Annotated in this window: 12 protein-coding genes; 4 read left to right on the plus strand and 8 right to left on the minus strand. The window is 30.0% G+C overall.

Annotation, left to right across the window (positions count from 1 at the left end; translation table 11 throughout):
* Positions 1–135: 135 nt before the first annotated feature.
* From clpX to WHD08_RS09425, 4 genes are all read right to left on the minus strand, one after another.
* Complete coding sequence (gene clpX, locus WHD08_RS09410; RefSeq protein ID WP_208891019.1) at positions 136–1,374, minus strand: ATP-dependent Clp protease ATP-binding subunit ClpX; 1,239 nt, start codon at positions 1,372–1,374, stop codon at positions 136–138.
* 107 nt (positions 1,375–1,481) lie between these two features.
* On the minus strand, positions 1,482–2,144 hold the full coding sequence (clpP, locus tag WHD08_RS09415; protein WP_165733763.1) for an ATP-dependent Clp endopeptidase proteolytic subunit ClpP: 663 nt from the start codon (positions 2,142–2,144) through the stop codon (positions 1,482–1,484).
* Between the two features lie 168 nt (positions 2,145–2,312).
* The gene (gene tig / locus WHD08_RS09420) at positions 2,313–3,635 is read right to left on the minus strand and encodes a trigger factor (protein ID WP_208891018.1); all 1,323 of its coding nucleotides are present in this window, start codon (positions 3,633–3,635) and stop codon (positions 2,313–2,315) included.
* Between the two features lie 92 nt (positions 3,636–3,727).
* Positions 3,728–4,087, minus strand: a complete 360-nt coding sequence (locus tag WHD08_RS09425; RefSeq protein ID WP_068449469.1) for a phage holin family protein — start codon at positions 4,085–4,087, stop codon at positions 3,728–3,730.
* Positions 4,088–4,801: 714 nt separating this feature from the next.
* On the opposite strand from WHD08_RS09425, the gene WHD08_RS09430 reads away from it, so the two are divergent.
* From WHD08_RS09430 to WHD08_RS09445, 4 genes are read left to right on the plus strand one after another with little or no spacing between them, the layout of a single operon-like run.
* Complete coding sequence (locus WHD08_RS09430) at positions 4,802–5,209, plus strand: GNAT family N-acetyltransferase (RefSeq protein ID WP_208891017.1); 408 nt, start codon at positions 4,802–4,804, stop codon at positions 5,207–5,209.
* A gap of 47 nt (positions 5,210–5,256) precedes the next feature.
* Positions 5,257–6,063 (plus strand): pyrroline-5-carboxylate reductase, encoded by an 807-nt coding sequence (proC, locus tag WHD08_RS09435; RefSeq protein ID WP_208891016.1) that lies wholly within the window; start codon positions 5,257–5,259, stop codon positions 6,061–6,063.
* A 1-nt stretch (position 6,064) separates the two neighbouring features.
* Positions 6,065–6,835: a glutamate 5-kinase gene (gene proB / locus WHD08_RS09440; protein WP_165733768.1), complete on the plus strand. Its 771-nt coding sequence runs from the start codon at positions 6,065–6,067 to the stop codon at positions 6,833–6,835.
* Positions 6,836–6,845: 10 nt separating this feature from the next.
* Complete coding sequence (locus tag WHD08_RS09445; protein ID WP_208891015.1) at positions 6,846–8,045, plus strand: glutamate-5-semialdehyde dehydrogenase; 1,200 nt, start codon at positions 6,846–6,848, stop codon at positions 8,043–8,045.
* A gap of 278 nt (positions 8,046–8,323) precedes the next feature.
* Here WHD08_RS09445 and WHD08_RS09450 read toward each other — a convergent pair whose 3' ends face one another.
* The 4 genes from WHD08_RS09450 to WHD08_RS09465 all read right to left on the minus strand — a co-directional run bounded on the left by WHD08_RS09450 (position 8,324) and on the right by WHD08_RS09465 (position 13,876).
* Positions 8,324–10,129: a GNAT family N-acyltransferase gene (locus WHD08_RS09450; RefSeq protein ID WP_208891014.1), complete on the minus strand. Its 1,806-nt coding sequence runs from the start codon at positions 10,127–10,129 to the stop codon at positions 8,324–8,326.
* Between the two features lie 80 nt (positions 10,130–10,209).
* A complete protein-coding gene (locus tag WHD08_RS09455; protein ID WP_208891013.1) occupies positions 10,210–11,346 on the minus strand; it encodes a hypothetical protein in 1,137 nt (378 codons plus the stop codon).
* Positions 11,347–11,433: 87 nt separating this feature from the next.
* The gene (locus WHD08_RS09460) at positions 11,434–12,030 is read right to left on the minus strand and encodes an SCO family protein (protein ID WP_208891012.1); all 597 of its coding nucleotides are present in this window, start codon (positions 12,028–12,030) and stop codon (positions 11,434–11,436) included.
* A 592-nt stretch (positions 12,031–12,622) separates the two neighbouring features.
* Complete coding sequence (locus WHD08_RS09465; protein ID WP_208891011.1) at positions 12,623–13,876, minus strand: aspartate kinase; 1,254 nt, start codon at positions 13,874–13,876, stop codon at positions 12,623–12,625.

Below are 13,876 nucleotides of genomic sequence, written 5' to 3' on the forward strand. Positions count from 1 at the left end.
AAATTGTTTTTACAAACTTCCTTTTTTAGTTTGCGATACGCGTTAAGGATTGCGCAATTGTTTGAGCTCTTTTTTGTTTTTCTACAAAAAAAGCGAGTGCAAAAGCCTGACCCTTGTGGTAACGCCCAAAATAAATTAAGAAGCTGCCTTTAATTTCTTTAAGGTAGAATTAGATAATTTTGCTTCTGCATACTCTTTAGTTACATTTAGTTCTTTTTCATTAGAACTTGGTAAATCGAACATTGCATCTGTAAAAATTGCTTCACATAAAGAACGTAATCCTCTTGCGCCTAATTTATATTCTACCGCTTTTTCTACAATGTAATTTAAAGCTTCTTCTTCTATCGTAAACTCCACATCATCCATTGTAAACAACTTAGAATATTGCTTAATAATAGCATTTTTAGGCTCTGTTAAAATTGCTCTTAACGTAGTAGCATCTAAAGGATTCATATAGCTTAAAACTGGTAAACGCCCAATAATCTCTGGAATTAAACCAAAAGCTTTTAAATCTGAAGGAATAATATATTGTAACAAGTTGTCTTCATCTACTTTATCATCATCTAAAGAAGCTCCAAAACCTACAGCTTGCATATTTAAACGCTTGCTAATGTATCTTTCGATTCCTGAAAATGCACCACCTGCAATAAATAAAATCTCTTTAGTGTCTACTTCTATAAATTTCTGCTCCGGATGTTTTCTACCTCCTTTTGGAGCAACATTTACAACCGTACCTTCTAATAATTTTAATAAAGCTTGTTGTACTCCTTCTCCAGAAACATCTCTTGTAATAGATGGATTATCTCCTTTACGAGCAATTTTATCGATTTCATCGATAAAAATAATACCTCTTTGCGCTTTTTCTACGTCGTAATCTGCAGCTTGTAATAATTTACTTAAAATACTTTCTACATCTTCACCAACATAACCAGCTTGCGTTAAAACAGTGGCATCTACTATAGCAAAAGGAACGTTTAGCATTCTTGCAATTGTTTTTGCTACTAAGGTTTTTCCGGTTCCGGTTTCTCCAACTAAAACAATGTTAGATTTCTCTATTTCTACATCGTCTTTATCGTCTTTGGTTTGTAATAATCTTTTGTAATGATTATAAACCGCTACGGCCATTGCTCTTTTAGTTTCTAATTGACCAATAATATATTGATCTAAAAACTCTTTAATTTGCAAAGGCTTTCTAAGCGTTAAATCTTTAGATAAGTCGCTAGATTTTGCTTCAGTAATTTCTTCTTCTACAATTCCGTGCGCTTGCTCTATACATTTATCGCAAATATGAGCATCCATACCTGCTATTAACAAGTCTGTTTCTGCTTTTTTTCGTCCGCAAAACGAACATTCTAAATTTTCTTCTTTCGACATTATATTTCGCTTTTCGCTTTGGCTATTTGCTTTAGGCATTTAGCTGTATGCTTTAAAAATCTATCTTTTGCAAATGGGTAATTGCAAAAGGCTAATAGCTTAAAAAATTACTTTTTTCTTGCTAAAACTTCGTCAATCATTCCGTACGCTTTTGCTTCATCTGCTTTCATCCAATAATCTCTATCAGAATCGTTGTGTACTTTTTCTACAGTTTGACCAGAGTGGTTTGCAATAATATCATACAACTCTCCTTTTAACTTTATAATTTCTCTTGCAGTAATTTCGATATCTGAAGCCTGACCTTGTGCACCACCTAAAGGTTGGTGAATCATAACTCTAGAGTGTGGTAATGCAGAACGTTTACCTGCTGCTCCTGCACACATTAAAACGGCTCCCATAGAAGCTGCCATACCTGTACAAATTGTTGCTACATCTGGTTTTATAAACTGCATAGTGTCATAAATACCTAAACCTGCATACACTCCTCCACCTGGAGAATTGATATAAATTGAAATATCTTTATTAGCATCTACACTTTCTAAGAACAATAATTGTGCTTGAATAATATTTGCTACTTGGTCATTAATTCCTGTTCCTAAAAAGATAATTCTATCCATCATTAAACGAGAAAAAACATCCATTTGCGTAATGTTCATTTGACGCTCTTCCATAATATATGGTGTTACACTACTTGTAATTTTACCATAATAGTTGCTGTTAATTCCGTGATGTTTTGTTGCGTATTTTTCGAACTCTTTTCCGTAATCCATTATTCTGATGCTTTTTTAAGTTTAATATTGTAAATATAAGAACTATTTCTTACTATTTTGTTTCAGTTTGTCGCTAAAAAAACCTGAATATAACAATTCAGGTTTTTAATTATTTATAATTTTAAAACCTCTCGACTGTGCTCGAGGTGACCTATAAATAACTTACTGTTATTTATATACTTCTTTAATAAAGTCTTCGTAAGAAAGCTCTTTAGATTTAAAACTCATGTTCTCTTTGTAAAAAGTTAATAACTTGTTACTAATTAACTGAGATTGTAATTTCTGAGCTTCTTCTTGGTTTTGTAAGATTCTACCAGCAATATCATCCAATTCTTTTTCTTCTGGATTTGTATTACCAAATTGAGCCATTTGCGTACGGATAAATCCTTTTGCATAGTCTACCAATTCTGTATAATCAATTTTGATATCATTATCTTTCATAACCTTTCCTTCGATTAATTGATAACGTAAACCTTTTTCTGATTTATCAAATTCAGCTGTAGCTTCTTCTTCTGTTAAAGGCTTTTCTCCTGCAGTTCTTAACCATTTCTTTAAGAAATCTGCTGGTAAATCAAACTTTGTACTTTCTACTAAATACTCTGTAATAGCATTTAATAATTGTTGATCTCCTTGTTGTTGAAATTGCTTTTCTGCGTCTTCTTTAATTTTTTCTCTTAATTCAGTTACAGAAGTTACACTTCCATCAGGAAATAATTTATCAAACAATTCTTTGTCTAAATCTGCTGGCTCTGTTTTTGTAACTTCTTCTACAGTAAAAGAAACCGTAATATCTAAATCGTGAATTACATCATGAGAAACACCTAAAATGTGTTCTAATCTATGAGCATCTTCAAATAAATCTTTAGTACCTAACTCAACTACGTCACCAACTTTAGCGCCAACTAATTTAGCGATGTTCTCATCACCATTTAAGTCTTTTACGATAAAAGTTGATTTTTTGTTGATTTCATTTTCTTCATTTACAAAAGTACCTGTAATATTAGATTCTTCAGTAGCTTCTTCTATAGCACTTACTTTACCGTAACGAGTCTGAATGTTCTTAACTTCTTCATCAAGTAATTCTTCTGTTGCGACAATATTGTATTGTGTAACTTTATCTTTAGCTTTTAAGTCTACCTCAAAAACAGGTGCTAAACCTAATTCAAATTCAAAAGAAAACTCCTCTGCATCCCAGTTAAAATCTTCAGTCATTCTAGGTAAAGGATTACCTAACATTTCTAATTTTTCTTCTGCTATAAATTTATTTAAAGACTCTTGTAAAAGCTTGTTCACCTCATCTATCATAATAGATTTACCATACTGCTTTTTAATCATCCCCATTGGTACATGTCCTTTTCTAAAACCAGGAACATCTGCCTTTTTACGGTAATCTGTTAATAAACTTGATACTTTTGCTTGATAATCTTCTGCTACGATATCTACTTTTACAACTGCGTTTAACGCATCAATGCTTTCTTTTGTAATATTCATTTCTTGTTCTTTTATCTTGAAAAATCGAGTGCAAAATTAATAATTTTAATTGATTGCACAAATGTTAAATACTTCTAATTCAGTATTGTTATTTAGTTTTGAATTGTTTTGGTATCCTCTTTTAATAATGAAAATAATGCCGATCTAAAAACAGACAGTAAAACACTGAATAATAGAGCCGCAAAAAATCCGGAAACAGCAAAACCATCTACTAACTTATCTGCCAATAATATAATGCACGCATTAATTACAAAAATAAATAAGCCAAAAGTGACAATAGTTGCAGGTAATGTAAAAAAGATTAACAGTGGTCTTACAAACATATTTAGTAACGATATAACCACAGCTACAATAATTGCCGCAACATAACCTGCTACTGAAATACCTGGTAAAATATTAGCTAAGACAATTACTGCCAAAGCCGTTAATAAAATTTTTAAAAAGGTTTTCATACTGTTTATTTTTAGAGATAATTGCCAAAACTGTACCAAATGAAAAAGTCTGCTTTTTTGTCATGCTTTGGTTTTGGGCTCGTTTGTATTTAATCCTAAATACTAATAACTATGTTAGACAAAATTTAAACCAATCACTATGTATAATACATTAATAGGTAAAAACTAAAACCAATAAAAACCAACAATCTTTAAAATTATCAAAAATCAAATAAGAGATCATCCCCTAAAGAAAACAGTATAACTTATAAAAGGTTATGGATATCGGATTCAACAAAAAAGCACCACAATCATTTGTTTGGGGTATTTTCTTCGGATGTATCTATCACTTTAAAAAAAACAATTTTACGTCCCGCTAACAATATTGACACATAATATTTAGACAACTACATTTTTTTACCTTTATAAATCTATAAAACAAGATATTTTGGTATTAAACCTATATAATTTGATAGAGGCATATGCTTTTTGTACCTTTGCATTATGAAAATAAGGATACACAAACAGCGTAACTTTAGAATATTCAACTTTAATTTTTTAGTGTTTAAAAACCAACCTAAAAAATTCATACCTCCTCACTCTTTTTTTTAAATAAACGCTCCTAGCGTTTAACTTCTTTTTTAAGCTTTTTAGCTTTTCATTTTTTATCGTTTTAGATAAATCAAATCAATAGAAATAATGATGATGATTAAAACTTTTGACGCCTTTACGAGGATGTCCTACATAAATATTAATAAAATTTCAAAATTTTTACACAAGCACTTAGAAGACGACTGTAAAGAGGACAAAAGTGCTATTCGTAAATCACTTTTATATGCTGCCAAAGAAACATCTAATCTAGGTGGTTATGCATTTGTTATAGAAGAAAAAGACAAAATAATAGGCGCAATTGTAGTTAATAAAACAGGCATGAGTGAATATCAATCTGAAAATCTTATTACCTACTTAGCAGTTCATAAAGAATATAGAGAACAAAAAATTGCTACAAAACTAATAAAAGAAGCTACCAAATATTGCAACGGAAACCTATCTCTAAACATTAATAAAAATAATGATGCGATCGAATTATTTAAGAAAAACGGATTTGTATCACAAAAGATTCAAATGACATTACATAAATAATACTCAAAATAAAACACAAAAATAATAGTAACACTTAACACAAAAAAATGAAAATATTAGTAATTGGCGCAGGAAACATGGGGCTAACGTACGCTCAAGGAATGTCTAAATCTAAATTGTTAAAGAAAAAAAACATCATGGTTTTAGACAAGTCTGCAGAAAAGCTAGAAGAACTAAATAACATATCTCACTTTGATGCCTTTAAAGAACTAGAAGACTGTGTACCAAAAGCAGACATTATCTTTATTGCCGTAAAACCATACCACGCAGAAAACTTATTTAAAGCATTAAAGCCCTTTACAAAACCGGGTCAGGTAATTGTATCTATTATGGCTGGTGTTAATATAGAAAACATAAAAAAATATTCTGGGTTAAACAAAATAGTAAGAGCAATGCCTAATCTACCAGCGCAAATTGGTAAAGGCTTAACGTCTTACGTAACTTCGGAAGAAGTATCTAGGTTAGAAAAATTAACCGTAGAAAGTTTATTAGACACCACTGGTAAATCTATGGAAGTAACCAGTGAAAAATTAATTGATGCTTCTACAGGAATTTCTGGTAGTGGACCTGCATATGTATTCTATTTTATGCAAAGCATGATGGAGGCTGCATTAAAAATGGGCTTTTCTAAAAATGATTCTTCTGTTTTGGTAAGTCAGACTTTTACTGGAGCTATCGAGTTGTTTAATCAATCTAACTTATCTCCAAATTCTTGGATGGAAAAAGTTGCTTCTAAAGGAGGTACTACACGTGCTGCCTTAGATTCTATGGAAGATAATAATGTAAATGAATTAATTAAAGACGCCGCTTTTGCCGCTTTTAACAGAGCTGTAGAAATGGGTAAAGAACATTAAAATGTACAAAGAAAGAATAGTAATTAAAGTAGGTACCAACGTAATGACAAACAGAGATAACAGAATTGTTAGACCTGTTTTAAGACGCTTAGTTAAACAAGTTGCAGAACTATATGAACGTGGAATTATTTGTATTCTAGTTTCTTCTGGATCTGTAATTGCAGGTAAAGAAATACTAGGAGAATCTAGTATTGAAAATGAAACTCAAAGAAGGCAAGTCTACTCTGCAATTGGACAACCAAGAATGATGCGTCATTATTACAACCTTTTTAATGATTACGGTATGAAATGTGCGCAGGTTTTACCTACAAAAAGAGATTTTTCTCCTGGCGTACACAGACAAAATATGATTAATTGCTGCGAAGGTTTATTATCTGAAGGTGTAATTCCTATTGCAAATGAAGACGATGCTGTTTCTGTTACCATGTCTATGTTTTCAGACAATGATGAGCTAGCTAGTTTAATTGCACAGTTAATAAATGCTGATAAATTAATTATTCTAACAGATATAGACGGATTGTACACAGGACACCCTGAAGCTGAAAGCAGTAATTTAATTACCAATGTAAATCCGGGTGACGATTTAGATAAATATATAAAAGATAGCAATAAAAAACCTGGTGAAGGTAGAGGCGGAATGGGTTCTAAATTAGATTATGCACAGGAAGCAGCCTCTAACAACATCCCAACTTATATTGCAAACGGAAAAAGAGATAACACCATTATTGATATTATTGACGGAAAGTCTGTCGGTACAAAAGTGGCACTTTAAAATCTACAAGATGAAATTATTAGAAACAACCATTAAAAATAACGTACTAACAAGCATGACCAAGATTCTTGATAAAAATCGAGAAGCCTTATTAAAAGCAAATAAAAAAGATTTAGATGCTTTTAATAAAGAGGATCAGGCAATGTTTGACCGTTTGATTTTAAACGATCAAAAAATTGATGGAATGATAAAAGCCATCAATGAAGTGAAAGCGCAAGAAGACCCAGTAAATCAAATTATTAGTGATATTACTTTAGAAAACGGATTAAAAGTAACTAATAAAACAGCTCCATTTGGTACTATCATGATCATCTATGAATCGAGACCAGATGTTACTGTAGAAGCTGCCGTTTTAGCCTTTAAATCTAACAATAGAATTTTATTAAAAGGTGGTAAAGAAGCCTTATATAGTAATAAAATATTAGTAGATTTTTGGCACAAAGCATTAACAGAAAACAATCTAAGTGAAGATTATATTAAGTTCTTGCAAATGAACAGAACAGAAACACAAGAATTCTTAAGAAACCCAACAGAACAATTAGATTTAATTGTACCAAGAGGAGGAGAACGCTTAATTAGTTTTGTAAAAGAACATGCAACGTGTGCCGTATTAATTAGCGGAAGAGGAAATAACTTTATTTATGTTGATGAAAGTGCCGACTGGAACAAAACATTAGCGGTAATCATCAATGCAAAAACTGCTAAAATTTCTGCATGTAATGCATTAGACAAAATCCTTATCAATAAAAACATAGAAAATTACGAGTCTAAATTAAAAGACCTACAAATTGTTTTAAAAGAAAAGAAGGTTACTATTTTAGTTGATAAAAAAGTAAAAGAAGTATTATCTGATGAAACTCTAATACCGGAAGAAAGCGTTTGGAAAGAAGAGTTTTTAGCTTTAAAATGTTGTATTGGTGCCGTAGAAAATCTAGACGAGGCAACAGAAATGATTAACAAATATTCTGGAGGTCATTCTGCCGCAATAATGACAACCAATGATGAAAATGCTGATAATTTTATGCAACAAGTAGATTGTGCTGCTGTTTACAAAAATTCTTCAACGAGGTTTACAGATGGTGGTCAGTTAGGTGTTGGTGCAGAATTAGCAATAAGTACAGACAAATTACACCACAGAGGTCCGTTAGGATTAAAGAAATTAGTAACCAATAAGTATTATATTATTGGCGATGGTAATGTGCGTGTATAACCTATTTCACAAACTATATTAACTTTTGGTTTTCTTGTTCTAAAGCAGGAAAACCATTTTTTTTTAAATACTAATTTTATATGTGTCACTCTTTAGAAACGAGCAACAGAAATTCATCTTAAAGAAGTTAAATATAAAATTAGAAGACATAACATATTTCTACAAACAAGCCCGCGTTAGGGATTGCAGTGAAAAGCCCACAGGGAGGAACGACCGAGGACTTGTAACGTAAAGCCCAACCCTTTTTGGGTAACGCCCTAATTAGAACATTTTTAATTTTATTTATTCTGTAATTCTGTAGCTTTACGCTCTAACTCTGCCTGAAATTCTTCCATAACAGGTTTTACTGTACTATCTGGAATTTCGGACACTTTAATATACATTAAACCGTCTACAGCATTGTTAAATTTAGGATCTACATTAAACGCAACCAAACGTGCATTTTGTTTGACGTATTTTTTAATCAACACCGGAATTCTTAGTGCTCCTGGTTCTATTTCATCAATAATTTTATCGAATTTTTGCATATCTGCTTTTGTAGCATCAAACACAAAATCTTTATCACCATCTTTTAATTTTACTTTGTACTCTTTCTTCGGATGAATGTACTGAGCGATATACGGATCGTAATAATGAGATTTCATAAACTCTATCATTAACGATTTTGAGAAATCTGAAAATTGATTGCTAATAGAAACTCCACCCATTAAATATTTGTACTCAGGATAACGTAAAGTAACATGTACAATTCCTTTCCATAATAAGAATAAAGGCATTGGTTTTTGCTGATATTCGCCAATAATAAAAGCTCTACCCATTTCTATGGTATTGTCCATCATTTGGTATAATTCTGGCTCAATTCTAAACAGTGTTTGAATATAGAAACCATTAATACCATATTTTTTATAAATATCTTTTCCAAGCCCCATTCTGTAAGCTCCTGCCAAACAGTTTGCTTCTCTGTCCCACAGCAACAAATGGTGGTAATATTTATCAAACTTATCTAAATCTATTTCCTTATTGGTTCCTTCACCAACGGCTCTAAAGGTAACTTCTCTTAATCTACCAATTTCATGCAATAGATTAGGTATTTCTTTGGCACTTGCAAAAAACACTTCGTAATTTTTGCTTTCTAATAATCTACCATCCCCTCTTCTTAAAACATCTATTTCTTTAACAAATAAACTTGTATTTCTTTGAGGTGTTATTTTTTTTGCTGTTTTTTTTATTTTGATATTTTGAGTAGAAAGTAGCTTATGGGCTTTCTCAAAAGGGTTTGCCAACATATAAGTTTTCTTTCTGATAAATTCTGAAAAATCAGAAATCTCTTTAAACTCATCTTGATCTTTAACCGAAATTGGTTTCCCTATCCTTACCTTTATAACTTTACCTCCTTGAGATATTACTTCAGATGGTAATTTTGCAGTTCTTAAAGTATCTGATATTTTTGATAAAAAATAAAATAGACGACTGTTTTTTGCATGAAAATAAATAGGAATTACAGGCACATTCGCCTTTTTAATAAACCTAACCGCACCTTCTTCCCAAGGTTTATCTACATTTAACTTTCCATCTTTATAAGTAGATACTTCTCCTGCAGGAAAAATTCCCAAAGGGTTCCCTTCTCTTAAATGTAATAATGCATTTTTAATACCAGCTACACTAGATTTAGCATCCTTTCTTGATTCAAAAGGATTTACAGGCATCACAAAAGGCTTTAAAGGCTCAACTCTGTGTAGTAAAAAATTAGCTATAATTTTGTAATCTGCTCTTTTTTCGATGAGTAGCTTTAGTAATAAAACACCATCTATACCGCCTAAAGGATGGTTAGACACCGTAATAAAAGGACCATCTTTTGGAATTCTCTTTAAATCTTCTTCCGGAATTTCAAATTTGATATCGCAATCATCTAAAATACTATTTAAAAAATTTAAATCTTTTTTATTTTTATTCTTAGCGTAGATTCTATTGATTGCAGAAATACGAAGTATCCTTAATAGAATCCACCCAATAAAAGTTCCTAAAAAACCAAACTTCTGTAAACCAATTACTTGTGAAATCTCTTTAGCTGTTACTAATGCCATATATTATAATTAGACGGAACTGCAAACTTACTAAAAAAAGAAGTATGGAGAGCTTAATGTTCTATTGAAAAAAAGTGTATTTAGTTCAGTTTTTTATCTAGATCCTCATCATAAAAATATAAAAACATACTTGCCATCATATCTATCTCTTTATTAGAAGTATTATTAACTTTTTGAACCAAATAATATTGATGTGTTGGATATAATTTAACTCCTTTAATCGATGAAAATTCAGTGATATTTTCAATACCTTTTTTTTCTTTAGAACTAGTAATAATTGATTTAAACACTGTTGAATTAGCAGTAGAATCTCTTAATTCTAAAGATGTTGCATAAGGATGAACATGTACATTAATAAAGTGTATTGTCTCCTCTTTTTTTAGTGATAAAATCTTAGTAACATTACTTACAAATGAATGTTTTCCAGTTGGGATTTTCCAAAAAGTTGTCATTTTTTCACCTCTATCATTCTCCATTCTATTATTTGGTCCTGCACATCTTACAAACATTTTTTCATCACCATTAATAGAGGGTTTTGTTTGCTCATCTTTTCCCTTATAAGGCAAAGCTAAAACAACATAACGCATATATAATGGTTGTAATTGTTTGTCCTTATTTTTTAAATAATGTAATTTAAATTTGTAGTCTACGTTAAAAATTTCGTTCTCTTTATTTAAATTTAATGCTTGTGTACCTACTAAAATTTTCTCATTAGAGTATAAGGGGTAACCAAAACCATTAGGAAAAGTTATAGATAAACCTCCTTTAGTTAACATTAAAATATCTGATTGCTGCCTGCTTATTCTTTCATTTAACCCCATTCTAGCAAAATGTTCTACATCACTATGATATAAATTAATATGACAAATAAAATCGTTTGAAATTTTTTCAGAATTATATTTACTATTTGCCATTCCTTCGAATTTAGTAATCCAATACAATTCATTTTCTTCTTCGTTTAACTTAAATCTATTGTATGAAATTGGACCTTCCATAGAGGTATAAACACCATCTATTAATATGGTTGATGAATTAAAAGTTGTGCTAAATTTTTCATCTTTTTCTGAAGTTTTCATTTTCCATTCAGAATTCAGAACCCCTAAAGTATGCAGTGCTTTAGTTTTTACTTTATTTTTTTTTATTGTTGTTAAGGATAAATAGTAGCAAAGCCCACCAAGTATTACAAAAGCAAAAACTATTAGAATTTTTTTTATCATAAAATACAATTAAATATAAAAGAGTTAATTAATTCTCTCATAATCACAAAAAAATGAAAAGATTAAATAATTACAAATCTAAGTGTTTTATTTTTTAGAAAGTATTTTAATATCTCTTTCTAATAATGCTATTTCTTCTTTATCTAAAGAATCGTAAACACCTCTAATTCTCATTTTTTTATCTAATAATACTACAGAACTAGAATGATAAAAATAACTATCATCTGACCCATTATTTGTAATATAAGAAAGATAAAGCTTCGCAATATTTCTTAAGTCTTTTTTGTTTCCTCTTAAAAAAGTCCAATTTGGTACATTTTCAGCAACGTTTTTATGGTATTTTTTTAAAACGGATATGGAATCATTTTCTGGATCGATTGTAAAAGAAAGTAGATCTATGTTATTATTTCCTAAAACAACATCTTTTAAATTGTGCGCCATAATAGGACAAATAGTTGTACAAGAAACAAAGAAAAAATTTACAAGATGAACCTTACCTTTTAAACTTGTAACAGAGAATTCTTTGTTAAATTGATTTCTAAATGACATCGATTCTATTTCAGAAATATTTTTATCTTCAAGAAAAGCTTTGTTAATTATAGGTAACTTTACTTCACTAGAAACACAAGAAAGCAAAATAAAAACTGTTAAAAAACTAAAAAAAAGAGTATTTTTTGAAAACATTTAAACCTTATTTTATTTTAATCCTAACGCTTCTTCACAGAAATAAATAAACACCCTTGCCATAATATCTGTTTCAACTTTAGAAGTTTTATCTACTTTCTATATTAAAACATATTTATGATTAGGATACATTTTAATACCTTCTACATATGAAAAAATAGAGATTATTTCAATTCTTTTTTACCTTTTGAATTGGCTATTATCGATTTAAAAATTGTAGTATTTGTTACAATCATCTAAAATACTATTTAAAAAATTTAAATCTTTTTTATTTTTATTCTTAGCGTAGATTCTATTGATTTCAGAAATACGAAGTATCCTTAATAGAATCCCCCCAATAAAAGCTCTTAAAAACCAAACCTCTGTAAACCAATTACTTGCGAAACCTCTTTAGCTGTTACTAATGCCATATATTATAATTAGACGGAACTGCAAACTTACTAAAAAAAAATTGAATTACTATTTAGTTACTAAAACAGAATTAAAGACACCAATTTTATATGCATCAAAGATTCTCTTGCTATTAAAACATATAGCTTTTTAATCTTTGGCAACGTATAAATTTAGTGTCCTTTTTATATTTATTGTGAAGTTATTTTGTTACCAAAACAATTTGAATTGTTTCTTTATTTACTTGTGTTAATAAAGGAGTCCCTTTAGCTTCTATACTTGCTACAGCTTTATCATCAAAATGACGCACCGTAAACAAGTCTACACCTTTTTGAACATCAATTTTAAACTGCGTTTTTAACTCATTGTAAAATTCATCAAACTTGTTAAATTTATTATCAATACAAACAGAAAAGCTAATTGCAGAGTTCTGAATTAAGTTTACTTTTAATTGATAATCATGTAATTTTTGAAAAATATAACTGATATTGTTTTCTACCATAAAAGAAAAATCTAATGCAGAAATAGAAACCAAAATCTGATCTTTTTTAACTATAAAACAAGGTATAAAAGGTTCTAACATTTTTCCTTTAGAAACCCTTGTACCTGTTTCCTTTGGATTTACAAAAGAACGCACCAATAACGGAATATCTTTTCTTTCTAGGGGCTGTAATGTTTTTGGGTGAATTACAGAAGCTCCGTAAAACGCCATTTCTATAGCTTCTTCATAAGAAATTTGCTCTAATAAAGTAGTATCTTCAAAAACTCTTGGGTCTGCATTTAAAACTCCAGGAACATCTTTCCAAATTGTAACGTTTTCTGCATCTAAACAATACGCAAAAATACCTGCCGTATAATCCGATCCTTCTCTACCTAAAGTAGTGGTGTTTTCTGTATCATTTGCCGCAATAAAACCTTGAGTAATATTTAATTTAGAAGCATCTAATTTTTTACTAATTAGTTCTTGCGTTAAATCCCAATCTACTTTTGCATCTCTATAATTACTATCTGTTTTTATATAATTTCTAACATCAAACCAGTTATTCTCTACACCAATTTTAGTTAAGTAAGCGCTTACTATTTTAGTTGATAAAAGCTCTCCAAAACATATAATCTGATCATAAACATAATTATATCTTTGTGAAGTATTTCTAGCTAAAAACCAGCTTAATTCCCCTAAAAGGATATCAATTTCTTTATAAATTTCATCATCTTTATCAAACAAATCATTCATTAAATTTTTATGGAAGTCTTCAATAATACCTAAGTTTTCAGACAACTTATCGGTCTTATTATAATAGGCATCTATAACCTCTTCAAAAGCGTTTGTTATTTTACCCATTGCAGAAATTACAACTACAGTACTTTCCGTTCCTTCGCTTTGTAAAATCTGTGTTACATTTTTTACACTTGCTGCATCTTTTACAGACGCTCCTCCAAATTTAAAAATCTTCAT

It is taken from the genome of Polaribacter sejongensis (assembly GCF_038024065.1).
Taxonomy (GTDB): Bacteria; Bacteroidota; Bacteroidia; order Flavobacteriales; family Flavobacteriaceae; genus Polaribacter; species Polaribacter sejongensis.

What these genes read in the sequence shown, in the direction of transcription:
- clpX (WP_208891019.1), bottom strand. Translation starts at nt 1,374, where the DNA reads ATGTCGAAAGAAGAAAATTTAGAATGTTCGTTTTGCGGACGAAAAAAA.
- clpP (WP_165733763.1), bottom strand. Translation starts at nt 2,144, where the DNA reads ATGGATTACGGAAAAGAGTTCGAAAAATACGCAACAAAACATCACGGA.
- tig (WP_208891018.1), bottom strand. Translation starts at nt 3,635, where the DNA reads ATGAATATTACAAAAGAAAGCATTGATGCGTTAAACGCAGTTGTAAAA.
- WHD08_RS09425 (WP_068449469.1), bottom strand. Translation starts at nt 4,087, where the DNA reads ATGAAAACCTTTTTAAAAATTTTATTAACGGCTTTGGCAGTAATTGTC.
- WHD08_RS09430 (WP_208891017.1), top strand. Translation starts at nt 4,802, where the DNA reads ATGTCCTACATAAATATTAATAAAATTTCAAAATTTTTACACAAGCAC.
- proC (WP_208891016.1), top strand. Translation starts at nt 5,257, where the DNA reads ATGAAAATATTAGTAATTGGCGCAGGAAACATGGGGCTAACGTACGCT.
- proB (WP_165733768.1), top strand. Translation starts at nt 6,065, where the DNA reads ATGTACAAAGAAAGAATAGTAATTAAAGTAGGTACCAACGTAATGACA.
- WHD08_RS09445 (WP_208891015.1), top strand. Translation starts at nt 6,846, where the DNA reads ATGAAATTATTAGAAACAACCATTAAAAATAACGTACTAACAAGCATG.
- WHD08_RS09450 (WP_208891014.1), bottom strand. Translation starts at nt 10,129, where the DNA reads ATGGCATTAGTAACAGCTAAAGAGATTTCACAAGTAATTGGTTTACAG.
- WHD08_RS09455 (WP_208891013.1), bottom strand. Translation starts at nt 11,346, where the DNA reads ATGATAAAAAAAATTCTAATAGTTTTTGCTTTTGTAATACTTGGTGGG.
- WHD08_RS09460 (WP_208891012.1), bottom strand. Translation starts at nt 12,030, where the DNA reads ATGTTTTCAAAAAATACTCTTTTTTTTAGTTTTTTAACAGTTTTTATT.
- WHD08_RS09465 (WP_208891011.1), bottom strand. Translation starts at nt 13,876, where the DNA reads ATGAAGATTTTTAAATTTGGAGGAGCGTCTGTAAAAGATGCAGCAAGT.